The following is a 24,628-nucleotide window of genomic DNA, read 5'->3' as shown; positions in this document are numbered from 1 at the left end:
CATTCTCATCAACATTCAATGCAAGCCACCATCATGTCTCGAGCTACCATCACGTCGAATTTCCGGCAAGCCGCAGTTGCCGTCCCGGTCCATACGCCATCCTTCGTCGACCTGCGCAAGTTCGCGCAGGACCCGACCCAGGGCATCGCCGTGACCGCGCCGGCGGGAGAAGACCGCTTCCTCGCCAGCCGCCGCGTCCTGGACTGGGCGCCCGGCCCGGTCACGGCGGGCGTCATCACGCTCGACGCCGGCAACGGCGCCGTACAGTCTCTCGCGGCGGACGAATTCATCATCGTCCACCAGGGCAGCCTGACCCTGACGCAGCAGGGTACGTCCGTCACGCTGGGGGCGAACCAGAGTGCGATTCTCAAGCATGGCGCGGCATTCGCCTGGTCCGCGCAAGGACCCGTGTCGCTGATCTTCGTCCGCTACAACAAGAGCCGGGCGGGCGACGGCGCGATCGTGCCGATCAGGGAAAATCCGGAGATGGGCCCGTCGGCCGGCGGCCCGTCGCCCGACCTGCTGCTGACGCCCACGCCGCTGTGCCGCAACCACACCGACTACAAGTCCGAAGACGGGGAATTCACGTGCGGCACGTGGGACTCGACGCCCTATGCCCGCCGTGCACTGTACTTCCGCCACATGGAACTGATGTATCTGCTGGAAGGGAGCGTGACCTTCGTCGATGAAGCAGGCCGCAGCGGCACGTTCTCGAAGGGCGACATCTTCCTCATCGAGCAGAAGGCGTCGTGCACCTGGGACAGCCGCGAGCACGTGGCGAAGCTGTACGTGATCTACCGTCCGGCTTGATATGGAGAAGATCGTGACAGCCTTGTCGGGATGCGGCGCGGAGGCCCCATGACCTTCCTGTACAAAGCCGATCCGGTCCGCGGGGCCGTCTGGGCGGAACGGTTTGCCCGCAAGACGCCGGCGCTGCCATTCCGCACCTGGCCCGACGTCGGCGATCCGCACGCCGTGCGCTACCTGGCCGCGTGGGAACCGCCGGCGGACCTGGCGGACCGGTTTCCGAGCCTGGAAGTCCTGTTCTCGACCGGCGCCGGCACCGACCAGTTCGACCTGTCCGCCATCCCCGCGACGGTGGCCGTGGTGCGCATGGTCGAGCCGGGCATCATCGGCGGGATGGTCGAATACGTCACGCTGGCCGTGCTGTCCATCCACCGGGACTGGCGTACCTACCTCGACCAGCAGCGGGCAGGGCACTGGCAGCCGCATCGCGTGTATCCCGCCGCCGCGCGGCGCGTCGGCGTGCTGGGCCTGGGCGTGCTGGGCCGCGCGGTACTGGCCAGCCTGCGCGGCCTCGGTTTCGATTGCGCCGGCTGGAGCCGGTCGCCGCAGCAGATCGACGGCGTCGACTGCCATGCGGGCCCGGAAGGTTTGGCGCACTTCCTGGCGCGCACCGACATCCTCGTCTGCCTGCTGCCGCTGACGGACGACACGCGCGGCATCCTGTGCCGCCGCCTGTTCGACCGGCTGCCGCAAGGCGCCACCGTGATCAACGTGGGCCGCGGCGGGCATCTCGTGCAGCGCGACCTGTTGCAGGCGCTCGACACGGGGCAGGTCGGCCAGGCCATCCTGGACGTGTGCGAGCCCGAACCGCTGCCGCGCGGCGATCCGTTGTGGACGCATCCGCGCGTGGTGCTGACGCCGCATGTCGCCAGCATGACGCAGCCGGAGACCGCGGCCGACGCGGTCATCGACAACCTCCGGCGGCATTGGGAAGGGTTACCGATGAGCGGCCTGGTCGACCGGTCGCTCGGTTACTGATATCGAAAGGAACGCAATGAAAACGCTGTTACTCAAAAAGGAAGAAGTCGCCCAGCTGATCTGCATGCGCGAAGTCATCGCCGCCGTGGAGGAAGCTTTCGTGGCGTTCAGCGGCGGACAGGTCGAGCAACCCGACTATATCGGCATCCACCTGCCTCCCCCGCGCGGGGAAATCGACTTCAAGCTCGGCTACTACCGGGCCAACGAGGTGATTTCGATGAAGGCGTCGTCCGGCGGATTTCCGGACAACCCCAGGACATACGGTCTGCCCACCAACATGGGGACCATCCTGCTGTTCGACGGGCAAACCTGTGCGCTGACGTGCGTGATGGACGGGAGCCTGATCACCGGCCTCAGGACCGGTGCGGCCGGCGCCGTGTCGGTCAAGGCCCTGGCCAGGAAGGATGCGAAAACGGTCACGTCGATCGGAACGGGCATCCAGGCCAGGCTGCAGATCCGGGCGATCAGCGAGGTCATGGTCATCGAGGAGATCCACGCCTGGGACAACCATCCCGAGACGCTGGCGCAGTACAAGGCCGATATCGAAAGGGAGTTCGGCATTCCCGTCGTCATGGCGGCGTCGAAGGAGGACGCGGTGCGCCGGGCCGACATCCTCGTGACCACGACTCGCGGCAAAGGAACGCTGGTCGAAGCCGGTTGGGTAAAGCCCGGCACGCACATCGTGGCCATCGGGACGGACCAGCAAGGCAAACAGGAATTCGAACCGGCGATCTTCCGCAACGCGAAGATCGTCAACGATTCCATCGCGCAGTGCGTCACGAAGGGCGAAACCTGGCATCCGCTGAACGCGCACATCATCACGCAGGACGACATTCACGGGGAAATCGGCGAGATCCTGGCGGGGAAAAAACCGGGCCGGGAGAACGATGACGAGATCACGATCTTCGATTCCACGGGCATGGCCATCCAGGACAACACCACCGCGTCCCGGATCTACCGGAATGCGCTGGAAAACGGGGTCGGCGCCTTCTTCGAATTCTTCACGCAACCTCCAGAAAGACACCATGCGTAACTACCCCACCATCCAGGATATCCGGGAAGCCCGGGAACGGCTGAAACCCCACATCCGTCACACGCCGCTGTTACGTGCGGAGAAGATGGAAAAGGCCCTCGGCTGCCAGCTCTGGCTCAAGCCGGAAACCCTGCAGATCACGGGCGCATTCAAGATCAGGGGCGCCCTGAACACGGCGCTGGCGCTCCCCCGGGACGCCGTGGCGAACGGCCTGATCGCCACGTCGTCGGGCAACCATGCCCAGGGACTCGCGTACGCGGCGCGCATGCTGGGCGTGAAAGCGTTCCTGGTGCTGCCGGCCAGCGCGCCTGAGGTCAAGATCGCCAACACGAGGGCGCTCGGGGCGGAAGTCATCCTGTTCGACGGCGATAACGCGGCCCGCTGGAAAAAGACGTATGAAATCGCCGAAGAAAACGGGTACGCGGTGATCCACGGTTTCGAAGACCCGCTGGTGATGGCGGGCCAGGGCACGATCGGTTGCGAAATTCTGGACGACCTCGAGGACGTCGACACGGTCATCGTGCCGCTGGGCGGCGGCGGCCTCATTTCCGGGATCGCCACCGCCATCAAGGAAACGAAACCGTCGGTGCGGGTCATCGGCGCCGAGCCGGCCCTGACGCCGAAGTACTTCCACAGCAGGATCAACGGGGAACGCACGTCGCTGCCGTTGAAGGACACCGTTGCGGACGGCTTGCGGCTCAGCGTCCCCGGGCGGAATCCGTATCCCATCATCGAGAAGTACGTGGACGAGATCGTGCTGGTGGACGACGCGCATATCGTCGCGGGCATGCGCATGCTTGCCAACGATGCGAAATTGATCGCCGAGCCGGCGGCGTCCATCGGTATCGGCGCCTTGCTGGGCGGTGCGGTCGCTGTCCGGCCGGACGAGAAAGTGTGCGCGGTTTTAAGCGGCGGGAACTGGGATTTGTGCGACCTCGCCGCGATCTACCAGCGCGCCGAATAATGTCCCCGTACAGCGCAGCATATTCCGCCGTCAGGCACGGTGATTTCGCAGTGTTCATGTTGTTGGCCCGCCGTCTTTCGAGAAAAAGTGCCGAGGGAGCAGCCTTAAATTGATGGGTGTGGAGCGGATGATCGCGAGCTCATTCCAGCAGGTTTTTCAACCCGCTCAAGCCACGTCCAAAACATAATTTAAGGAGACAATCATGAAAAAAATCCTGCTTGCGGCGGCGGTGTGCAGTGCCGTTGCCGGTCCCGCCTCGGCGCAATCGACGACCACGGTTTACGGCCTGATCAACATCGGCCTGGTGTATTCGAAATCGGACGTGGCGCCCACGCGCTGGGGCGTCGACCCCGGCGGCTGGTGGGGTTCCCGCCTCGGCTTCCGCGGCTCGGAAGACCTGGGCAACGGCCTGTCCGTCATCTACCAGCTCGAAAACGGGTTCAGCCCCGACACGGGCACCGCGGGCCAGAGCGGACGCATCTTCGGCCGCCAGTCGTGGGTGGGATTGAAAGGCGACTTCGGTACCGTGCGTTTCGGCCGCACCTGGACGCCGTCCTACTGCCTGCTGACCGACGTCATCGATCCGTTCGAGGACGGCATGTCGGGCGCGGCCGAATCGTTCTTCGGTCGCAACATCTATGCCGCGATCGACATCCGCACGCAGAACGCCATCTTCTACGCGAAACAGGTCGGCGGGCTGAAGGGCGAGGTCTCGTATGCGTTCGGCGAGACGGCCGGCAATACGTCGGCCAACCGCCAAATCAGCGGCGCCTTCACCTATACCGTCGGCCGCTTGAAGGTGGCGTACGGCTACCAGAACAACAACGACGCCAACGGCACCGGGGCGGCCAAGCTGCGCTTCGTCGGCGGCAACTATGACTTCGGCGTGGCCAAGCTGCATTTCGGCCTCGACCGGCAGCAAACGGACGCCGCCGGCCTGGCGCCGGTGGACGCGAGCGACCTGCTGGTCGGCCTGACGATCCCGGCCGGCGGCGGACGTATCCTGGCGTCGTACAACCGGCTGAACGACCGCTCGGTGCGCAATGCCGATACGGCGCAGTATGCGATCGGCTACACGTATGCGCTGTCCAAGCGTACCTCGCTGTTCACCTCCATCGGCCACATCGACCCCAACAACGCCAACCGCGCGGATTGGGGCATCCGCCACAGCTTCTGACCGCCCGCAAATTCGGGGTCAGGTCCCTTTATCGCGCAAGATCCTTGAGGTAAGGTCGAACGTCAGTCCATGGCGTCCGGCCTGTCACGCCGCATGGCGACGGGGCGGCGGCCCCTCGCCGTGGGTGCGGGCGCTTGTTGTGCGGCCGGACATTGATCCGAAATGTGCTCTGACCCTGAGCCTTCCCCTCAAATTTTTGTTGTAAACAGCTTGGGAAGCTGTTAACTTTCAATCCCAAAAACGGCGCATGCATGGCTGTGTTAGCCCTTTCGTTCGTAGCTACCAACTGCGAACAAAGGGGAACAGGCCATGCATGCACAGCGGATCATACAGGAGTTACTTCAAGCGCAGTGCCCATCCATGCACGCCAAGCGACGCGAGTGTTTGGCGGCGATGACTGATGCTGCGGCCCGTGGCGGTCTCGGTGTGGTGAAGATGGGCAAGGCGATCACTGGCCAGACTAGTTTGCGTCATCGCATAAAGCGCTGCGATCGATTGCTGAGTAATCCGCAACTAGCTTCTGAGCGCCTGTTAGCGTATCGAGCGCTGGCCCGACGCGCCTTGCACGAGCAGGTGCGTGTTTGCATCATCGTCGACTGGTCCAATTTGCTGAATGACGTAAGCCAGCACGTTCTGCGTGCCGCATTGATCGTTCGTGGACGAGCCTTGGTCATCTACGAGGAAGTGCATCCGACCGAGCTGTATGGCGCCGCTTCGGTTCACCGGGCTTTCATGAAGAATTTGCGCTCGGTGCTTCCGCCTGGGTGCCAGCCCATCATCATTAGCGACGCAGGTTTTCGGGCCACATGGTTCAAGATGCTGAATGAGCTTGGCTATGCGTGGGTCGGCCGCATCCGCAACCGCGACATGGTGAAAAAGAGCGGCTCATGTACTTGGCGCAGATGCAAACAGCTTTATGCCGACACCAAGGGAAAGGCACGCGACCTGGGAGATTTTCTTTATGTCCGCTCCAATCCAGTGGCGTGCCGTCTCGTGCTCATTAAGCAGCCGCGCAAGGGGCGTCAGCGCAAGACCGCCTTTGGCAAAAAGGCGCGCAGCCGTCACAGTATCAAGAATCAGGCCTCGCAACGCGAACCGTGGCTGCTGGCTTCCTCACCATCGCTATCCCGGCTAAGCGCCGACTCCGTGGTCGACTTGTACAGGTGCCGCATGCAGATCGAACAGACTTTCCGGGATCTCAAGAATGCGCAATGGGGTATGGGACTGACTACTGCACAAACGCGAAAACCTCGACGTTTGGCTGCGTTACTGCTCATCGCGGCGTTACTTGGCTTTGCTCTGTGGTTGATTGGCTTGGCCGTCAGGTGCGCCGGGTACCGCATTGAATACGGCAGCCGTAAAAAGGCAGCAACCACGCTGTCAATCCTGTCGTTGGCACGCCATTGGCTGATCGAGCCTCACGCAACCAAGCTGACACGAAGTCAGCTTGCCGACGCATCGTCAGAGCTGACTTCCATGATGCTTACCTATGACATCTGAGCAAAATTTGAGGGGAAGGCTCAGGCTCTGACCCCGAATTTTCTGACCCCGAATTTTGGCCACAGATGTCGGGTGCAAAAAAAGCCTGCGTCCCCTCGCGGGGAGCAGGCGGACAGGCGACGGACGGCGGGCCTTACGCCAGGCCGCCCTGGCAGCGGTACTTCGTTTGCGTGTAATCGTCCAGGCCGTAGCGCGAGCCCTCGCGGCCGTAGCCCGATTCCTTGACGCCGCCGAACGGCGCCGCCTCCGACGCCAGCACGCCCTCGTTGATGCCCACCAGGCCCGTCTCGAGCCGCTCGCTCACGCGCGCCACGCGCACGATGTCGCGCGAGTAGAAGTAGGCGGCGAGGCCGTACGGGGTATCGTTGGCCAGTCGGACGACCTCGTCCTCGTCCGCGAAACGGAACAGCGGCACCACCGGACCGAAGGTTTCTTCCGACGCCAGCGCCATGTCGTGGCTGGCCTCGGCGATCACGGTCGGCGCGTAGTAATTCGGGCCGTCGGCGACGTCGTTGGCCAGGCGCTTGCCGCCGACGACCAGCCGGCCGCCCCTGGCCAGCGCATCGCGCACGTGGGCTTCGATCTTGTCGACCGCGCGGGCGTTGATCATCGGGCCGATCTGCGCGTCGGCCCAGGTGGCCGGGCCGACACGCAGCGCTTCCACGCGGGCCGCCAGTTTTTGCGTGAACGCGGCATAGACCGCATCGTGCACGTAGACGCGGTTCGGGCTCACGCAGGTCTGCCCGCCGTTGCGGAACTTGGCCGCCATCAGGCCGTCGACCGCGGCATCCAGGTCGGCATCCTCGAACACGATGAACGGGGCATTGCCGCCGAGCTCGAGCGACAGGCGCTTCAGCGTGCCGGCCGATTCGCGCGCCAGGCGTTTGCCGACCGCGGTCGATCCGGTGAACGTGATCTTGCGGACCCTGGCGTCCTGCAGCCATGCGCCGACCACGTCCGCCACCCGGTCGCGCGACGTCGTCACGATATTCAGCACGCCGGCGGGAATCCCCGCTTCCTCCGCCAGCCTGACGAGCGCCAGCGCCGTCAGCGGCGTGTCTTCCGCCGGCTTGGCCACGACGGTGCAGCCGGCCGCGAGGGCAGGCGCGATCTTGCGGGCGATCATCGCCAGCGGGAAGTTCCACGGGGTGATGGCGGCGACGACGCCCACCGCTTCCCGCGTCACCGTCAGCTGCTTGCCGCGCACCTGTTCGGGGATGATGTCGCCGTAGCCGCGCACGGCCTCCTCGGCAAACCATTCGACGTAGGACGCGCCGTAGGCCACTTCGCCGCGCGCCTCGGCCAGCGGCTTGCCCTGTTCGCGCGAAATGAGCTTCGCCAGGTCGTCCGTGTTGGCCACGATCAGCGCATGCCAGCGCTTGAGGAAGCGGGCGCGTTCGCGCGCGGGCCGGGCGCGCCAGTCCGGCAGCGCGGCCTGCGCGGCGGCGACGGCCAGCAATGCGTCGTCCGCGCCGCTGGCGGGCACGGTGGCGAAGCAGTCGTCCGAAGCCGGGTCGGCGACGTCGTAGCGGACGCCGCTGCTGCTGTCGCGCCATTGTCCGTCGATGAAATTGTGCTCCTTGAGCAGGTCGGTACGGGTCAGTGTCAGAGACATGGTCTTGAGTCCTTATGTGGAAGCGGAAAGGGCCGGCAAAGAACGCGGCACCGTTTCATGGTAGGCCCGACCCCGCGGCAGGATCGTACGGACGGCGGGCGGCGAAGCGGCGGAAATTGCGTATTTCGCGCCGCGGCGGCATGTTGTGCCGTGGGTCAGCCCAGCAACCGTCCCAGCCGCACGACGGTCACGCCGGGACGCAACTGGCGCAGCGACGGCATGACGAGCACGCAGTCCGGATAGGGCGTCGTGACCGGCTCGCCGTCGCGCCAGCCGATCACGGCACCGGCGTCCCGGAAGGTTTCCAGGCCGGTGTAGTCGGCGGCAAAGCGGAAGTCCATGCTGGACGCGACCACCGGCTCGGTGACGCGCACCACGCGCGTGGCGGCGGGTTGCGGCTGCAGCCACGCGGCCGGCAGGTCGGACGGTTCGACGACCCCGTGCAGCAGCAGGAAGCGGCCCGTGACGTCGCGGGCGACGTCCACCGCGCCGGCTTCCCAGTGCTGGCCGCATTCGACCAGCAGCGCGTTCTTCTCGCTGTCCGGATCGCCGAAGCCGGCATAGTCGCGCATGCGCCGGCCTTCCGGGTGGCCCTCGTCGCTGACGATCCAGGCTGGCGTGCCGAGCCGGCGCGCCAGCGCGATGCCCTTGTCCAGCGGGCCGCAGACCGACAGCGGCGCGCAGCGCTCGTGCATCGAATGCAGGTCGAGCAGGAAGTCGACGGTATCGAGCACGGGCCGCAATTGCCGCGCGCGGCGCAGTTCGGACGAATCGCGGGCAGCGTCGTCGAGGATGGCCGCGGTCCATACGCGGTTGAGATCCTGGTCGACGAAGCGCGAGGCGTCGGGATGGGCCGGGTCGAAGCGCAGGTAGGCCTCGACGTTGGCGAATGCGAGGGTCAGCCTGCCCCGGCGCGGGCGAATGCCGAGGCCGAGCAGGTCCGCGACGGCGATGGCGCCGCATACCTCGTTGCCGTGGGTGAGCGCGTTGACCATCACGTGCGGACCCGGCACGCCGCTGTCGTACGTGTACAGGTACGGGATGCCGCCGTTGCCGGCGGCGTAGGGGCGCAGGTCCGGGAAGGCGACGTCGATCGGATAGGCGGAACGCGTGGCGGTGTCCATGGTCATGCCCCCGCCACCGCCACTGCCGCCGCGATGGCCTGGCCCACTTCCGTGGTCGAGGCCTGGCCGCCCAGGTCCGCCGTGTGCGGGCCGTCGCGCAGCACCTGCTGGATGGCGGCCAGGATGGCGTCGTGGGCCTGGCGCCCGGGGCCGCCGCCGGCATCGAGGAAGTCGAGCATCATCGCGCCCGACCAGATCATCCCGATCGGATTGGCGATGTTCTTGCCGTAGATGTCCGGTGCCGAGCCATGCACCGGCTCGAACAGCGACGGGAAGGCGCGTTCCGGATTCAGGTTGGCCGACGGCGCCAGGCCCAGCGTGCCGGTGCAGGCGGGACCGAGGTCGGACAGGATGTCGCCGAACAGGTTCGAGGCGACCACCACGTCGAAGCGCTGCGGCTGCAGCACGAAGCGCGCGGACAGGATGTCGATGTGCTGCTTGTCCCAGTCCACGTCGGGATACTGCGCCGCCATCGCCGCCGCGCGCCCGTCCCACCACGGCATGCTGACGGCCAGGCCGTTGCTCTTGGTGGCGACCGTGACGTGCCTGCGTTGCCGCTGCCGCGCCAGCTCGAAGGCGAAGCGCAGCACGCGGTCGCTGCCGATGCGCGAATGGACCGATTGCTGCATCACCACTTCGCGTTCGGTGCCTTCGTACATGATGCCGCCGACGGACGAGTACTCGCCCTCGGTATTCTCGCGCACGATCATGAAGTCGATGTCGCCCGGCCTGCGGTTGGCCAGCGGGCAGGGCACGCCGTCGAACAGGCGGGCCGGGCGCAGGTTGACGTACTGGTCGAACTCGCGTCTGAATTTCAGCAGCGAGCCCCACAGCGACACGTGGTCGGGCACGGTGGCGGGCCAGCCGGCGGCGCCGAAGTAGATCGCGTCCATGCCGGACAACTGCGCCTTCCAGTCGTCGGGCATCATCTTGCCGGTGGCCGCGTAGTAGTCGCAGCTGGCCCATTCGACGTGCTTGTATTCGAGCCGGATGCCGAACCGGCTGGCGGCGGCATCGAGCACGCGCAAGCCCTCGGGCATGACTTCCTTGCCGATGCCGTCACCCGGGATGACGGCGATGTTGTAGATGTGCTTCCCCATGAAGAACGCTCCTCGAAGATCGGTTGGGACGATGGATCTCCTTATCGTAGGCGCGAAGCGCCGGCGGGAACGGCCGTCGTGGGGGGCGCAAGTTGGGGGATGTTGTGTTTTTCAGGCCCGGTTCGGCATGTTATGCGGCACGAACCGCCTGCCCCGCCAGGAAGCCGCACACGGCCCGCGTGACGTCCGCCGTCGTCGCCGTCCCGCCGAGGTCGCGGGTGTGCAGCGACGGCGTGGCGGTCACGCTTTCGATCGCGCGCATCACCTGCAGCGCCGCGCCGGACTCGCCCAGGTGGTCGAGCAGCATGGCGACCGACCAGAACGTGCCGATCGGATTGGCGAGGCCACGGCCCATGATGTCGAAGGCGGAGCCGTGGATCGGTTCGAACATCGACGGATAGCGGCCGTCCGGATCGATGTTGCCGGTCGGCGCGATGCCCAGGCTGCCGGCCAGGGCCGCGGCCAGGTCGCTGAGGATGTCGGCGTGCAGGTTCGTCGCGACGATGGTGTCGAGCGTTGCGGGGCGGTTCACCATGCGGGCGGTCGCGGCGTCGACGAGTTCCTTGTCCCAGGCGACGTCCGGGAATTCCCTGGAGACCTGCAGCGCGATCTCGTCCCACATCACCATCGCGTGGCGTTGCGCATTGCTCTTGGTGATGACGGTCAGCCGTTTGCGCGGACGCGACTGCGCCAGCCGGAACGCGAAGCGCAGGATGCGCTCGACCCCGGCCCGCGTCATCATCGAGACGTCGGTCGCGGCCTCGATCGGATGACCCTGGTGCACCCGGCCGCCCACGCCCGCGTACTCGCCCTCCGAGTTCTCGCGCACGATGACCCAGTCCAGGTCCTGCGGCGCGCAGCGTTTCAGCGGTGCGTCGATACCGGGCAGGATGCGGGTCGGACGCACGTTCGCGTACTGGTCGAAACCCTGGCAGATCTTCAGGCGCAGGCCCCACAGGGTGATGTGGTCGGGAATGTCCGGGTCGCCGGCCGAGCCGAACAGGATGGCGTCCTTGCCGCGCAGCGCGTCGAGGCCGTCGGCCGGCATCATGACGCCGTGGCGCCGGTAATAGTCGCCGCCCCAGTCGAAGTCCTCGAACTCGACGCTGAACCCGGCGCCCGCCGCGGCCAGTGTTTCCAGTACCTCGCGCCCCGCCGGCACGACTTCCTTGCCGATGCCGTCGCCGGGAATGGTTGCGATCCGATATGTCTTCATGGTGCCTGTCTCCTGTCTCGATGATGTGGCGCTACTGTAGGTGCTGGACGAACGGAAACAGCATGGCTAGACTCAATGCATCTTTAACCTGGGATCAAGAATCGGGATGAGTACGGGCTTACAGCCGGCCGAGCTGGGGTTTTTCGTGTCGCTGGCAACCTGCGGGAGCCTGAGCGGCGCGGCGCGTGAGCTCGGCGTCAGCACGGCCGCCGTCAGCAAGCGCCTGGCGCAGATGGAGGCACGGCTGGGCCTGCCCCTGGTGAATCGCACGACGCGCCGCATGAGCCTGACGCCCGATGGCGAAGTCCTGCTCGAGCACGCCCGGCGCATCCTGGACGATATCGCCGACCTCGACCAGTTGCTGGGCGCGTCGAAAGGCCAGCCGAAGGGCCAGCTGCGGGTGAACGCGACGCTGGGTTTCGGCCGTCTTCATGTCGCCCCCGCCATCTCGCAGTACGCGCTGCGGTATCCCGAGGTCGACGTCCAGCTGCAGTTGTCGGTCAGGCCGCCGCCCCTCACGGACGACCAGTTCGACGTCTGCATCCGGTTCGGCGCGCCCGCCGACGCACGCGTGATCGCGAAGAAACTGGCGAACAACCGCCGCCTGTTGTGCGCGTCGCCCGGGTATCTCGCGGCCCGCGGCGCGCCGGCGAGTCCCGCCGACCTCGCGCGCCACAACTGCATCTGCATCCGCCAAGGCGACGACGCCCACGGGACGTGGCGCCTGCACCGGGACGGCGCCGACGGCCCCGGCGAAACCGTCAAGGTGCGCGGCAACCTGGCGACCAATGACGGCGAAACCGCGGTCAACTGGGCGCTCGACGGCCACGGCATCCTGCTGCGTGCGGAATGGGATGTCGCGCGCTACCTCGACAGCGGACGGCTCGTGCAGGTCTTGCCGCAGTTCCTTACGCCCGATGCGGACATCTATGCGGTCTATCCGCAGCACCGGCAGCAGTCGGCGCGCGTGCGCACGCTGGTTGCTTTCCTGGCGCAGGCATTCGACGTTTCGTTTCGCCGCGAATAAATATCACCGTGGAGATCCGAGAAACGTTGGCCTACAAATTCGGCAACGGCAACCGGGCCGTGGCGATCTTTTCCGACGTGGATTGCGCACCGTGCCGCACGATGCACCGGGAAATCGAAAAGCTGGACGACACGACGGTGTACGTGTATCGCCGCGAACCAGAAAGCCCGCTGAGCCTACGGCCGGCCCGCCGCGGCCGCCTGCGGCTTGTGGAACCGGCCCAGCACGTGCAGGAGCACGAGCGTCGCCACGATCCATCCGATCAAGATGCTCCACACGGCATCGTAATCGCGCGCCGCATCGTGGAGCATGCCGAGCGCCGGCGGCGTCAGGACGATGGCGATCTGATTGACGGTCATGGCGGCGCCGAGGGCCAGCCCGACGCTGTCCGCCGGTGCCGAATCCGCGATATAGGTCACCCAGGGACCATACCAGCCCAGCGCAAAAAAACCGAGCACGGCGATCAGCCCGAACAGCCAGGATCGCGGCGCGTCGACGGGCAGGCCGATCAGGGCAAGCAGGCCGATGCCCGTGGCCAGCATGCTGACCGCCACGGGCACGAACCGGTCGCCGGTCTTGCCGCAGCGGTCGCTCCAGATCGACAGGACGATGCGGCCGACGCCGCCGCACAGCTGCATCGACAGCAGCATCCAGCCGCCCTCGCGCAACGGCAGGCCGAACCGGTCGCGCAGGAACAGCATCAGGAAGACGACGATGCCGTATTGCGTGCCGACCAGGGCCATGCCGGACCAGACGACACGCTGCATCCACCGTTGACGCACCATCCGGACCAGGAAGAAGACGGTCAGCACGGCACGCTTGCCGGGACGGTCCGCCAGCGTGGGCGGACGATAGACCGCCCAGAACAGCAAGCCGGAAGCCAGGACGACGGCGACGCTGAACAGGAAGGCGGCGCGCCAGTCGCGCACGCCGACCAGGAACGGCAAGGCCGCCGCAGCCGCGGCGCCGCCGAGCGGCAGGCCCGCCTGCCGGATGCCCATCGCGATCCCCAGTTGATGGCCGTGGAACCATTGCGATACCGACCGGCTACCGCCCGGCTGGACCGTGCTGTAGCCCATGCCGATCACGAACAGGGCGGCGCACAAGGCGAGGAAACCGGGTGCCACGCACGCGCCCACGAGGCCGAGGGCCATGATCAGCATGCCCGCGCCGATGATGGCCCGCTCCGACTTGCGGTCGAGCAGGTCGCCGACGAAGAGCAGGGTGAAGATCGGCGCCACGGTCGAGGCGGTGATGAGCAGGCCCACCTGGGTGGCGGACAGGTGCAGATCCTTTTGCAGGTACCCGGCCAGCACGGCGATACCTTGCGTGACGAACGCCGCGCCGGCCTGGAGCACGGTGGCGACGGCCAGGATCAGCCAGCGGTAGGGGGACGTCCGGGAATCCTTGGGAAAGGCAGGCATAAAACTGGAGATGTTACCGATCCAGGATTGCCGGACGCTATCGAAATGTCACACATGAACGATGTGTAACGTTTCAAGCGTGTTTTATGCCGCGGCCTTCAGGCGCCGCGCCACATCCATCGCGAAATAGGTGAGCACGCCATCCGCGCCGGCACGCTTGAACGACATCATGGTCTCCATGATGACCTTGTCCGGATCGAGCCAGCCGTTCTGGAACGCGGCCTGCAGCATCGCGTACTCGCCGCTGACCTGGTAGGCGAAGGTCGGCACCTTGAATTCGTCCTTCACGCGGCGCACGACGTCCAGGTAGGGCATGCCCGGCTTGACCATCACCATGTCCGCGCCTTCCGCGATGTCCAGCGCCACTTCGCGCAGGGCTTCGTCGCTGTTGGCCGGGTCCATCTGGTACGTGTTCTTGTCGGCCTTGCCCAGGTTGGCGGCCGAACCGACGGCTTCGCGGAACGGGCCGTAGTAGCCCGACGCGTACTTGGCCGAGTAGGCCATGATCCGCGTGTGGATCAGTTCCTTCTCTTCCAGCGCCACGCGGATCGCGCCGATGCGGCCGTCCATCATGTCCGACGGGGCGACGACGTCGACGCCGGCCTCGGCCTGGGCCAGCGCCTGGCGCGTCAGCATCGCGATCGTCTTTTCGTTGACGATGTAGCCGTTTTCGTCCGGCAGGCCGTCCTGGCCATGGGTCGTGTACGGGTCGAGGGCGACGTCCGTCATGATGCCCAACTGCGGGAAGTGGCGCTTCAGCTCGCGCACGGCGCGCGGGACGAGGCCGTCCGGATTCGTCGCTTCCACGCCGTCATAGGTCTTCAGCGATGCCTCGATGACGGGGAACAGCGCGAGCACGGGGATGCCCAGCGCGACCGCTTCCTCGGCCACCTTCAGCAGCAGGTCGACCGACAGCCGCTCCACGCCCGGCATCGACGCGACCTGCTGGCGCTGGTTCTGGCCGTCGAGGATGAACACGGGATAGATCAGGTCGGAGGCGGTGACGACGTTTTCGCGCATCAGGGCGCGCGAGAACGGGTCGCGGCGCATGCGGCGCATGCGCACGGCGGGGTATTGCGAAGGCGTGATGATCGGCATGGCGGTTCCAAAGGTTATTGTTCGGGATCGGCCGGATCGTCCTCCAGGCCGAGCAGTTCGATGATCTTGTCGTTGGCTTCCTCTATGCCGATGCGTTTCAGCGCCGAGAACAGCTGGACGGTGAACGGGAAGCCGTTGCCTTCCTCGTCGACATAGCTGTCCAGCACTTGCTGCGCCTGGCGCAACGTGTTGACGGATTCGTTGCGGTTGAGCTTGTCGACCTTCGTGAGGATGCAGTGGATCGGCTTGCCCGTCGGGGCGAACCATTCCAGCATCTGGATGTCGAGCTCGGTGAACGGGCGGCGCGAATCCATGATCAGGATGAGCGCGGCCAGCTGTTCCCGCCGCTGCACATAGTCGCCCAGCAGCCTTTGCCAGTGCAGCTTGGCATCGCCCGACACTTCTGCATAGCCATAGCCCGGCAGGTCGACGAGCAGGCCCTCGATTTCCTCGACCTTGGTCGGATCCTTGCGGTGCATGGCGACGTGCGCTCCGCCGATCGAGAAGAAATTGATGTGCTGCGTACGGCCGGGCGTCTTGGACGCGAACGCGAGGCCCTTCTGGTTCGTCAGGATATTAATCGCCGTCGATTTGCCCGCATTGGACCGGCCGGCGAAGGCGATTTCCGGTACCTGGGTCTTGGGAAGATCCCGCAACTGGTTGACGGTCGTGAAGAAACGGGCTTGCCAGAGTTTGGACATGAGGGAAGTGGAGCGAAAAAGACAACGAAGGTGAGGGCGGGAAACAAAGGCTATTGTACAATAGGGAGTTACCTGCCGCCGGCGAGCCTGAAGGCGTCATTGCCGGCGCGGGGGCACGAGCATGACCGCTGCACTGCAACTGCAAGTTTATCTTTGACTTTTTCAGGGTGCTTGAATGAATCGTGTGTTCCAACCGGCCGCATGTGCGGCGATCGTGAAATCCTTGCTGGCCAGTTTCCTCATCGTGGGCAGCGCTTTTGCAGCGGACGCGGCCCACGCGCCCCCGGCCGCCGCCAAGGCCGATCCGGCCAAGGGCGGTTCCCTCTACGACACCGGCGACAATGCCCGCGGCCTGCCGGCCTGCGCGTCGTGCCATGGCGCCGGCGGCAATTCGACCATCAACACGAACCCCAAGCTGGCAGGACAGATCGACAATTACCTGCACAAGCAACTCGTCGACTTCACGACGCCGGCCCGCAACCAGCCCGTGATGACGACGTACGCCAAGATGCTGAGCGACGACGAAAAGAAGAACATCGCCGCCTACCTCGCCACGCAGCAGCCCAAGCAGGGCGCCGCACGCAACAAGGACACGCTGGAACTGGGCCGCAAGATCTATCGCGGCGGCATCGCCGACCGCGGCGTGGCCGCCTGCGCCAGCTGCCACGGCGCCACCGGTTCCGGCATCCCGGCCCAGTATCCGCGCGTGGCCGGCCAGCACCAAGATTACACTGTCGCCCAGTTGCAGGCGTTCAAGGCGGGCGGGCGCAGCAACAGCCCGCAGATGGCCACGCTGGCCAAGCGCCTGTCTGACGACGAAATGAAGGCAGTGGCGGACTATATCGCCGGCCTGAAGTGATACCCGGTATCAGCCGGTCAGAGTGAATAGAGCCGAATAATCGGCCTACAATAAAAAAAGCAGGACAACAGGGAAGGGCGGCCGCGCAAGCGGTGCGCCCTTTTGTTGTATCCTCAATGAATGTTGTGTCTAGAGTGAAAGTCGATGAGTACCACCGGAATTGAACTGAAGACGCGCCGGCGCGGCGTAGCGGAAACGGTCGAACTGCTGTCCTCGATGCGTTTCGCGATCACCCTGCTGGTCATGATCGCGATTGCCGCCATCATCGGCACCATCCTGCAACAGGACCGGGCGATGCCGGACTACGTGAACCAGTTCGGGCCGTTCTGGTTCGAAGTGTTCCGCAAGCTCAGCCTGTACACGGTCTATTCGGCCTGGTGGTTCCTGCTGATCCTCGCGTTCCTGATCGTGTCCACGAGCCTGTGCATCGCGCGCAATGCGCCCAAGTTCATCCGCGACATGCGGAGCTGGCGCGATTCCGTGCGCGAAGAATCGCTGCGCAATTTCCACCACCGAAGCGAATGGACGGCGCCGCTGGACATGGTCCCGCTCGCGCAGCAGACGGCGTCCCGCCTCGTCGACGCCGGTTATAAAACGAAGATGGTCGACAAGGCGGGCGGCGTGCTCGTCGCCGCGAAAAAGGGCGCCGGCAACAAGTTCGGCTACATCTTCGCGCACACGGCCATCATCGTCATCCTGCTGGGCGGCCTGCTCGATTCGAACCTGCCTATCCGCTTCCAGCAATGGTTCATGGGCAAGACGCCGTATGCCGGCACGGGCCTCATCTCCGCCATCCCACCGCAGCACCGCCTGGGTCTCGGCAACCCGACCTTCCGCGGCAACACGATGATTCCAGAAGGCCAGGCCAGCGACACGGCGCTGCTCCAGCAGGCCGACGGCGTGCTCGTGCAGGATCTGCCGTTCACGATCGAGCTGCGCAAATTCATCATCGACTTCTACTCGACGGGCATGCCGAAGCTGTTCGCCAGCGAAGTCGTGATCCGCGACCACGAGACGGGCAAGGCGTTCCCCGCCACCATCAAGGTCAACGAGCCGCTGATCTACCGCGGCATTGCCGTCTACCAGTCCAGCTTCGAGGATGGCGGCAGCAAGCTCAAGCTGACGGGCTGGCCCATGACGGGCACGAGCGACAAATCGTTCTCGTTCGATGGCGAAGTCGGCAATGCGACCGAGTTGAAGCAGGGCGCCGACGTGTATTCGGTCGAGTGGTCGGGCTTCCGTCCGTTCAACGTCGAGAACACGAGCCAGAACAACGATGCGCGCGCCGTCACCAAGGGCAAGAGCCTTGAGGAACAGTTTGCCCAGACCTTGTCCCAGCACTCCGGCTCGGCCGCGAAGAACGTGGGCAACAAGGACCTGAAAAACGTCGGTCCCAGCGTGCAATACAAGCTGCGCGACAAGACGGGCCAGGCGCGCGAATTCCTGAACTACATGCAGCCCGTGACCCTGGACGGTCATGAAGTGTACCTGGCCGGCGTGCGCAACAATCCGTCCGACCAATTCAGCTTCCTGCGCATCCCGGCCGACGACGAGCACGGCCTGCGCGAATGGATGCGCCTGCGCGCCGCGCTCGCCGACCCGTCGCTGCGGGAAGAAGCGGCCCGCCGCTATGCCGCGCGCGCGCTGCCGCCGGGCGACGCGAGCGGCGCGCTGTCCGCGCAGTTGCAGGAATCGGCCGCCAAGACGCTGGCCATCTTCGCGGGCGACGGCAACCAGGGCGGTTATTTGGCCGTGTCAAAATTCCTCGAGCGCATCCCCGCCGCGGAGCAGGAAAAGGCGGCCACCGTGTTCATGAAGATGCTCAACGGCGCCATGTGGGAGCTGTGGCAGGCTGCGCGTGCGCGCGCCGGCGAGCAACCCGCCACGCCCACCGAGGCCCACGGCCGCTTCCTGCAGCAGGCGACGAACGCCTTGTCGGACAGCTTTTTCTACGGCGCTCCCGTGTTCCTCGCGCTGGACGATTTCAAGGAAGTGAAGGCGTCGGTGCTGCAGGTGACGCGCTCGCCCGGCAAGAAAGTGGTCTATGTGGGCTGCCTGTTGCTGGTGCTGGGCATTTTCTCGATGTTCTACATCCGCGAGCGTCGCGTCTGGGTCTGGGTGAAACCGGCACCTGGCGGCGGCACGCATGCGCTGATGGCGATGAGCACGCAGCGCAAGACGCTCGATTTCGAGCGCGAATTCGAAGACTTGAAGACCAAATTGCCGCAATCGGCGTAAGCTAGCAGAGCAAGGAAACAGGAGACACCCATGGACATTTCATCCGCATCGCAAGCGCAAGGCGCGGCGTACACCCGCCCGCCGGGCTTCTTCAAGCGCCTCACGGCCATCGACTGGCTGTTCGGCGCCGGCCTCCTGGCCGCCGCGCTGTACGCGCTGAGCCGTTTCGGCGCCTACATGGACATCTACGAACGGGCGATTCTGGTGCTGGCCGCGCCGACGTTCGCCTTCGTCGGCTGGACCTTCAAGCCGGTACGCTGGCTGATGCCGCTCGTCGCGCTGCTGGCGCTGTGGGCCGTGCAATTGTACGGCGGCTCGCTCGATGCCGCGAACCAGAAATTTTTCCTGAAATACATGCTGTCGAGCCAGTCCGCGATCCTGTGGATGAGCGCGCTGTTCGTGTTCTCGACCGTGTTCTACTGGCTCGGTTTGCTCACGCGTTCGCCGTTCGGCGGCAGCGTCGGCTCCAAGCTGTGCTGGGCCGCCGTCGTGCTCGGCTTTACGGGCATGATGGTGCGCTGGTACGAGTCGTACCTCATCGGTACCGACGTCGGCCACATCCCCGTGTCGAACCTGTACGAAGTGTTCATCCTGTTTTCGATGATCACGGCGATGTTCTACCTGTACTACGAACAGCGTTACCAGACGCGCCAGCTGGGCCCGTTCGTGCTGCTCGTGATCTCGGCCGCCGTCGGCTTCCTGCTGTGGTACACGGTCGCGCGCGATGCCGCCGAGATCCAGCCGCTCGTGCCCGCGCTGCAGAGCTGGTGGATGAAGATCCACGTGCCGGCGAACTTCATCGGCTACGGCACGTTCGCACTGGCGGCGATGGTCGGCTCGGCCTATCTGCTGAAGTCGCACGGCATCCTGGCCGACCGCCTGCCGTCCCTGGAAGTGCTGGACGACGTGATGTACAAGGCGATCTCCGTCGGCTTCGCGTTCTTCACCGTCGCCACGATCCTGGGCGCGCTGTGGGCGGCCGAGGCGTGGGGCGGCTACTGGTCGTGGGACCCGAAAGAGACGTGGGCGCTGATCGTCTGGCTGAACTACGCGGCCTGGCTGCACATGCGCCTGATGTCCGGCCTGCGCGGCCGCGCGGCGGCGTGGTGGGCCCTCGTCGGCCTCGTCGTGACGACGTTCGCCTTCCTGGGCGTGAACATGTTCCTGTCGGGCCTGCATTCGTACGGCAAGCTGTAATGTGTTCGTTTATGTCCGTTGGCGGCAATTGGTAACAAATCGCCGCCCGGACAACCCGGTGGCGCCAGATGGTGTAACGTTGATATGTCGCGAGAAACATTACATACAGCCGGAGCCGCCATGTTGATCAGAAAAAATCCGAACGGCATCGATTTGCCGTTCCCGTCCGAAATCACGCCGCGCGAGGTCTACGAAGGCCGGCGCGCGTTCCTCGCCAAGGTCGCGGCCTCGGCCGTCGTCGGCTCGTCGCTGTGGGAAATGGCCACCCGCGAGGCATTCGCGCAGGGCACCGTGCCGAAACTGCCGGCCACGCGCAACCCGGCCTTTTCGACGAACGAGAAGCAGACCTCGTTCGACGACGCGACCCACTACAACAATTTCTACGAATTCGGCACGGACAAGGCCGACCCGGCCGCCAACGCGCATACGCTGCGCACGCGACCGTGGACCGTGCAGATCGAAGGCGAAGTCAAGAAACCGCAAACGATCGACCTCGACCGCCTGGTAAAACTGGCGCCGCTGGAAGAGCGGATCTACCGCCTGCGCTGCGTGGAGGGCTGGTCGATGGTGATTCCGTGGGTCGGCTATTCGCTCTCGAGCCTGATCCGCCAGGTCGAACCGACGAGCAACGCGAAATACATCGAATTCACGAGCCTGGCCGACCGCAGCCAGATGCCGGGCGTAAAAAGCCGCGTGCTGGAATGGCCGTACGTGGAAGGTTTGCGCATGGACGAGGCGATGCACCCGCTGACCCTGCTGACCGTCGGCATGTACGGCCAGGTGCTGCCGAACCAGAACGGCGCGCCCGTGCGCATCGTCGTGCCGTGGAAATACGGCTTCAAGTCGGCGAAATCCATCGTCAGGATCCGCTTCCTGCGCGACCAGCCGCGCACGGCGTGGAACGGCATCGCGCCCGACGAATACGGCTTTTATTCGAACGTGAACCCGAACGTCGACCACCCGCGCTGGTCGCAGGCGACCGAGCGGCGCATCGGCGAGGGCGGCCTGTTCACGCCCAAGCGCAAGACGCTGCTGTTCAACGGCTATAACGAGGTCGCCTCGCTGTACACGGGCATGGATCTCAAGAAAAATTTCTGAGCCGGGGGCTGTCATGGCATTCAACCCGAGCTCGACGCAGTTCAAGGCCCTGAAGGCGGTCATCTTCGTGCTGGCGCTGCTGCCGTTCCTGCGCATGGCGTGGCTGACGGCGGCCGGGGTGCCCGTCGACCCGGTCGAATTCCTCACGCACGGCAGCGGCGACTGGGCCCTGTACCTGCTGTGCGCGACGCTCGCCATCACGCCGCTGCGCCGCCTGACGGGCTGGAACTGGGTCGTACGACTGCGGCGCATGGCGGGCCTGTTCACGTTCTTCTACGCGTTCATGCACTTCATGACGTTCCTGTGGTTCGACCATTTCTTCGACGTGGCCGCCATGTGGAAGGACGTGCTGAAGCGCCCGTTCATCACGGTGGGTTTCGCCGCCTTCGTGCTGCTGATCCCGCTGGCCGTGACGAGCACCAATGCGATGATCAGGCGGCTCGGCCGCAACTGGGCCCTGCTGCACAAGGTGATCTACGTGATCGCGCCGCTGGCGATCCTGCACTACTGGTGGATGAAGGCGGGCAAGCACAACTTCGAGCAGCCCATCGTGTGGGGCAGCGTCGTCGGCGTGTTGCTGCTGTTGCGCGTGTGGTGGAGCCTCAGCCGCACGCGTGCCGAAAAACGTATTACACCTGCTTCCGTGCGATCATGACGACATGAAGTGGCCCCTTGCGCTGGTGATCGTCGTCGTATTGGCCCTCGTGCTCGTATTCGGCATGGGGCGGCCGCGCTATGGCCTGCTCGAACGCTGTCTCGACCTGGGCGGTCGCTGGAACGAGCAGGCTGCCGCGTGCGCGGCGCAGATGTGGCCGGATGACCGGTCACGGGGGAGGGAGTAGGTGCTGCGCGAGAAATTGGGCCCCCGCCTGCGCGGGGGCGACGGTTTTCAGGCCTTCACAATCGTCTCGAGCGCGAACAGGTCGGCCGGATTCTCGCGCTTGCGGATGACATGCACCTGGTCCCCGTCGACGAGCACCTCGGCCGCGCGGCCGCGCGTGTTGTAGTTCGACGCCATCGTGAAGCCATAGGCACCGGCCGCCATCATGGCCAGCACGTCGCCCGGCTCGACGGCCAGCGCGCGGTCGCGGGCGAGCCAGTCGCCCGATTCGCACACGGGGCCGACGAGGTCGTAGGTCACCGCGCTACTATCGCGCTGCACGACCGGCTTGACGTCCATCCAGGCCTGGTACAGGGTCGGACGGGCCATGTCGTTCATGGCGGCGTCGACGACGCAGAAGTTCTTTTCCTCGCCCGGCTTGAGGAATTCGACGGACATCAGCAGCACGCCCGTGTTGCCCACGATGGAGCGGCCCGGCTCGAAAATCACCTTGATCGGCTGGCCGCCGTGCTTTTCCGCGCGCCACGCGTCCACGCGCGCGAACACGCGCTCGACGTAATGCGAGATCGGTACCGGCGAGTCCTCGCCCGTGCCATAGTCGATGCCCAGGCCGCCGCCCACGTCCACGTGGTGCAGGTGGATGCCCTCGGCCGCCAATGCGTCGATCAGTTCGATCAGCTTGTCCAGCGCTTCCAGCAGAGGCGCGTCGTCCAGCAGCTGCGAGCCGATGTGGCAGTCGATGCCGACGACGTCCAGGTGCGGCAGCTGCGCGGCGGTGCGGTAGGTGTCCAGCGCGTCCGAGAACGCGACGCCGAATTTACTCGCCTTCAGGCCGGTGGCGATGTACGGGTGGGTCTTCGGGTCGACGTTCGGGTTCACGCGCAGCGAGATGGGCGCGCGCTTGCCCATGCGGCCGGCGACTTCGTTGATGCGGTGCAGCTCGGGAATCGACTCGACGTTGAAGCACAGGATGCCCTTTTCCAGCGCCAGCGCGATCTCGGCCGCCGTCTTGCCGACGCCCGAGAAGATGACCTTGCCCGGGTCGCCGCCGGCCGCGATCACGCGCAGCAGTTCGCCGCCCGACACGATGTCGAAGCCGGCGCCCTGGCGCGCGAGCAGGTCGAGGATGGCCAGGTTGGAGTTTGCCTTCATCGCATAGCAGACCAGCGCGTCGCGGCCCGCGCACGGGCGCGCGTAGCCGGCGAAGTTTTCCAGCAACTGGGCTTTCGAGTAGACGTAGGTCGGGGTGCCGTGTTCGGTGGCGATCCTGGACAGGGGAACGCGTTCGGCGTGCAGGACGCCGTCTTGATAAGTGAAGTGAGACATGAAATCGGTGCTTACTGTTGGGTGGCCGGCGGCGTCTGGTTGTTCGCTTCGGTATTGTTCGCATTCGAACCGGCGGCGGGGACGGTCACGCCGGCAGCGGGTGCCGGCGGGGAGATCTGGACCGCCGGAGTGGCCGTGTTCGTGGTGGTGCCGGCCGGGGCGGCGCTGGTAGGCGCGGCTCCGGGACGGGCGGGGGGCTTGGGCATGTAGAGCGGACCGGTCTGGCCGCAGGCCGACAGCGCCATCAGGGTCGCCAGGCTTGTCAGGAGCGCAAATGGGGACTTCACGATTAGAATCACGGTTTGATTAGCAGACCTTGGAGTGTAGCATGACCGAATCCGAATTTTTGGCCCTGGCCGAGTCCACCCTGAACGATATCGAGCAGGCATTCGACCGCCTGTTCGAGCAGGATATCGTCGACGTCGAGTGCAAGCGCAGCGGCAACGTGCTCGAGATCGAGTTCGTCGACAACGGCTCGAAAATCATCGTCAACAGCCAGGCGCCGTTGCAGGAAATGTGGATCGCCGCCCGCGCCGGCGGCTTCCACTACAAGCGCGTGGGCGACGAGTGGCGCAATACGCGCGACGACACGGAGTTCTTCACGTCGCTGTCCGACTTCGCCACCCAGCAGGGCGGCGCCCCGGTCAAGCTGCGCTGACGGCGAAAAAAAAGCCGGCGGGCGCCGGCTTCCAGGTCAGGCCAGCGTGGCCTGCTTGCCGCGCTGGCGGCGCCGCTGCGCGAAGCCCAGCGCGCCGATGGCCATCAGTGCGATCGACGCCGGTTCCGGCACGGCCGCGGTGTCGATGAACTGCGTGTTGTCCTGCTGGGAGGCGAACAGGTTCAGCAGCTGGATAGGACCGTTCGCGCTGACGATCGTCGCCGTGAAGGTCAGGGTATCCCAGGTCAGCGGAGGCAGGCTGTAGAGGGGCAGGCGCACGTCGGAGCAGCATCCCGTCGCGTTGTTCACGGTTCCGGACAGGACGCTGAGTCCGCCCAGCGAGAAGTCGTAGGTGGCATCCTCGGTGAGCTGGCTGCTGCCGTTCCACATCTGGTAATTGAAAAAGAATCCCCCGGTGGTCTTGAACGCCTTGTTGGCGGGGGCGTTGACCGTCACCGTCAACGAATCGCCCACAGAGAGCGTCGCGCCGACGTCGCCCGTCCCGGACAGGATCGAGAAACTGGGCGCCGTCGCGGTGTAGGCCACCGAATACACGGTCGCGTTGGCGGACTGTACCGAAAAGATGCCGGAAAGAAGAGCGAAAGCGATTGCAGGTATTTTTTTGATCATGTTATTGGCTCACCAGG

Annotated in this window: 24 protein-coding genes; 14 read left to right on the top strand and 10 right to left on the bottom strand. The window is 65.4% G+C overall.

Annotated elements, in window-relative coordinates; translation table 11 throughout:
- Positions 1-33: 33 nt before the first annotated feature.
- The 6 genes from ACEN9G_RS10440 to ACEN9G_RS10415 all read left to right on the top strand — a co-directional run bounded on the left by ACEN9G_RS10440 (position 34) and on the right by ACEN9G_RS10415 (position 6,459).
- Positions 34-810 carry a cupin domain-containing protein gene (locus ACEN9G_RS10440; protein WP_413339456.1) on the top strand — a complete coding sequence of 259 codons (777 nt, stop codon included), beginning with the start codon at positions 34-36 and terminating at the stop codon, positions 808-810.
- Positions 811-858: 48 nt separating this feature from the next.
- Complete coding sequence (locus ACEN9G_RS10435) at positions 859-1,785, top strand: 2-hydroxyacid dehydrogenase (RefSeq protein ID WP_413339454.1); 927 nt, start codon at positions 859-861, stop codon at positions 1,783-1,785.
- Between the two features lie 64 nt (positions 1,786-1,849).
- Entirely contained in the window at positions 1,850-2,818 is a 969-nt protein-coding gene (locus tag ACEN9G_RS10430) for an ornithine cyclodeaminase family protein (RefSeq protein ID WP_495605538.1), read from the top strand.
- Positions 2,811-3,782 carry a threonine/serine dehydratase family protein gene (locus ACEN9G_RS10425; protein WP_413339450.1) on the top strand — a complete coding sequence of 324 codons (972 nt, stop codon included), beginning with the start codon at positions 2,811-2,813 and terminating at the stop codon, positions 3,780-3,782. The genes ACEN9G_RS10430 and ACEN9G_RS10425 overlap by 8 nt, the downstream gene beginning before the upstream one ends.
- A 202-nt stretch (positions 3,783-3,984) precedes the next feature.
- Entirely contained in the window at positions 3,985-4,959 is a 975-nt protein-coding gene (locus tag ACEN9G_RS10420; protein ID WP_413339448.1) for a porin, read from the top strand.
- Between the two features lie 360 nt (positions 4,960-5,319).
- A complete protein-coding gene (locus ACEN9G_RS10415) occupies positions 5,320-6,459 on the top strand; it encodes an IS4 family transposase (RefSeq protein ID WP_413346176.1) in 1,140 nt (379 codons plus the stop codon).
- Positions 6,460-6,592: 133 nt separating this feature from the next.
- On the opposite strand, the gene ACEN9G_RS10410 is transcribed toward ACEN9G_RS10415, so the two are convergent.
- The 4 genes from ACEN9G_RS10410 to ACEN9G_RS10395 all read right to left on the bottom strand — a co-directional run bounded on the left by ACEN9G_RS10410 (position 6,593) and on the right by ACEN9G_RS10395 (position 11,514).
- The gene (locus tag ACEN9G_RS10410) at positions 6,593-8,074 is read right to left on the bottom strand and encodes an NAD-dependent succinate-semialdehyde dehydrogenase (protein WP_483126625.1); all 1,482 of its coding nucleotides are present in this window, start codon (positions 8,072-8,074) and stop codon (positions 6,593-6,595) included.
- Between the two features lie 155 nt (positions 8,075-8,229).
- Positions 8,230-9,204 (bottom strand): M14 family metallopeptidase, encoded by a 975-nt coding sequence (locus ACEN9G_RS10405; protein ID WP_413341166.1) that lies wholly within the window; start codon positions 9,202-9,204, stop codon positions 8,230-8,232.
- Positions 9,201-10,298, bottom strand: a complete 1,098-nt coding sequence (locus ACEN9G_RS10400; RefSeq protein WP_413341167.1) for a tartrate dehydrogenase — start codon at positions 10,296-10,298, stop codon at positions 9,201-9,203. The genes ACEN9G_RS10405 and ACEN9G_RS10400 overlap by 4 nt, the downstream gene beginning before the upstream one ends.
- 130 nt (positions 10,299-10,428) lie before the next feature.
- Complete coding sequence (locus ACEN9G_RS10395) at positions 10,429-11,514, bottom strand: tartrate dehydrogenase (protein ID WP_413341169.1); 1,086 nt, start codon at positions 11,512-11,514, stop codon at positions 10,429-10,431.
- A 106-nt stretch (positions 11,515-11,620) separates the two neighbouring features.
- On the opposite strand from ACEN9G_RS10395, the gene ACEN9G_RS10390 reads away from it, so the two are divergent.
- Positions 11,621-12,541, top strand: coding sequence for a LysR family transcriptional regulator (locus ACEN9G_RS10390; RefSeq protein WP_413341171.1), 921 nt, complete (start codon positions 11,621-11,623; stop codon positions 12,539-12,541).
- A gap of 176 nt (positions 12,542-12,717) precedes the next feature.
- On the opposite strand, the gene ACEN9G_RS10385 is transcribed toward ACEN9G_RS10390, so the two are convergent.
- From ACEN9G_RS10385 to yihA, 3 genes are all read right to left on the bottom strand, one after another.
- Entirely contained in the window at positions 12,718-13,965 is a 1,248-nt protein-coding gene (locus ACEN9G_RS10385; RefSeq protein WP_413341173.1) for an MFS transporter, read from the bottom strand.
- 84 nt (positions 13,966-14,049) lie between these two features.
- Entirely contained in the window at positions 14,050-15,063 is a 1,014-nt protein-coding gene (gene hemB / locus ACEN9G_RS10380) for a porphobilinogen synthase (RefSeq protein WP_056126520.1), read from the bottom strand.
- A 14-nt stretch (positions 15,064-15,077) separates the two neighbouring features.
- A complete protein-coding gene (gene yihA, locus ACEN9G_RS10375; RefSeq protein ID WP_413341174.1) occupies positions 15,078-15,764 on the bottom strand; it encodes a ribosome biogenesis GTP-binding protein YihA/YsxC in 687 nt (228 codons plus the stop codon).
- 175 nt (positions 15,765-15,939) lie between these two features.
- Between yihA and ACEN9G_RS10370 the strand changes: the two genes are divergently transcribed.
- The 6 genes from ACEN9G_RS10370 to ACEN9G_RS10345 all read left to right on the top strand — a co-directional run bounded on the left by ACEN9G_RS10370 (position 15,940) and on the right by ACEN9G_RS10345 (position 21,998).
- Entirely contained in the window at positions 15,940-16,623 is a 684-nt protein-coding gene (locus ACEN9G_RS10370; protein WP_413341176.1) for a c-type cytochrome, read from the top strand.
- Positions 16,624-16,767: 144 nt separating this feature from the next.
- On the top strand, positions 16,768-18,861 hold the full coding sequence (locus tag ACEN9G_RS10365) for a cytochrome c biogenesis protein ResB (RefSeq protein WP_483126624.1): 2,094 nt from the start codon (positions 16,768-16,770) through the stop codon (positions 18,859-18,861).
- A 30-nt stretch (positions 18,862-18,891) separates the two neighbouring features.
- Positions 18,892-20,058 carry a c-type cytochrome biogenesis protein CcsB gene (gene ccsB / locus ACEN9G_RS10360; RefSeq protein WP_413340183.1) on the top strand — a complete coding sequence of 389 codons (1,167 nt, stop codon included), beginning with the start codon at positions 18,892-18,894 and terminating at the stop codon, positions 20,056-20,058.
- A 120-nt stretch (positions 20,059-20,178) separates the two neighbouring features.
- The gene (gene msrP, locus ACEN9G_RS10355; RefSeq protein ID WP_413340185.1) at positions 20,179-21,156 is read left to right on the top strand and encodes a protein-methionine-sulfoxide reductase catalytic subunit MsrP; all 978 of its coding nucleotides are present in this window, start codon (positions 20,179-20,181) and stop codon (positions 21,154-21,156) included.
- 13 nt (positions 21,157-21,169) lie between these two features.
- On the top strand, positions 21,170-21,811 hold the full coding sequence (msrQ, locus tag ACEN9G_RS10350; RefSeq protein WP_413340186.1) for a protein-methionine-sulfoxide reductase heme-binding subunit MsrQ: 642 nt from the start codon (positions 21,170-21,172) through the stop codon (positions 21,809-21,811).
- A 4-nt stretch (positions 21,812-21,815) separates the two neighbouring features.
- Complete coding sequence (locus tag ACEN9G_RS10345) at positions 21,816-21,998, top strand: hypothetical protein (RefSeq protein WP_036239466.1); 183 nt, start codon at positions 21,816-21,818, stop codon at positions 21,996-21,998.
- Between the two features lie 47 nt (positions 21,999-22,045).
- Here the strand turns inward: ACEN9G_RS10345 and lysA are convergent, their stop codons facing one another.
- Together lysA and lptM are read right to left on the bottom strand one after the other, a co-directional pair.
- Positions 22,046-23,323, bottom strand: coding sequence for a diaminopimelate decarboxylase (gene lysA, locus ACEN9G_RS10340; RefSeq protein WP_413340188.1), 1,278 nt, complete (start codon positions 23,321-23,323; stop codon positions 22,046-22,048).
- Positions 23,324-23,334: 11 nt separating this feature from the next.
- A complete protein-coding gene (gene lptM, locus ACEN9G_RS10335) occupies positions 23,335-23,610 on the bottom strand; it encodes an LPS translocon maturation chaperone LptM (protein WP_229412148.1) in 276 nt (91 codons plus the stop codon).
- A gap of 41 nt (positions 23,611-23,651) precedes the next feature.
- Between lptM and cyaY the strand changes: the two genes are divergently transcribed.
- The gene (gene cyaY, locus ACEN9G_RS10330; RefSeq protein WP_056126539.1) at positions 23,652-23,981 is read left to right on the top strand and encodes an iron donor protein CyaY; all 330 of its coding nucleotides are present in this window, start codon (positions 23,652-23,654) and stop codon (positions 23,979-23,981) included.
- Positions 23,982-24,017: 36 nt separating this feature from the next.
- Here cyaY and ACEN9G_RS10325 read toward each other — a convergent pair whose 3' ends face one another.
- A complete protein-coding gene (locus ACEN9G_RS10325; RefSeq protein ID WP_413340190.1) occupies positions 24,018-24,611 on the bottom strand; it encodes a PEP-CTERM sorting domain-containing protein in 594 nt (197 codons plus the stop codon).
- Between the last annotated feature and the right edge of the window lie 17 nt (positions 24,612-24,628).

This window comes from Massilia sp. Masssp94 (assembly GCF_059491305.1).
This window is presented reverse-complemented; position numbering and strand designations above follow the sequence as displayed.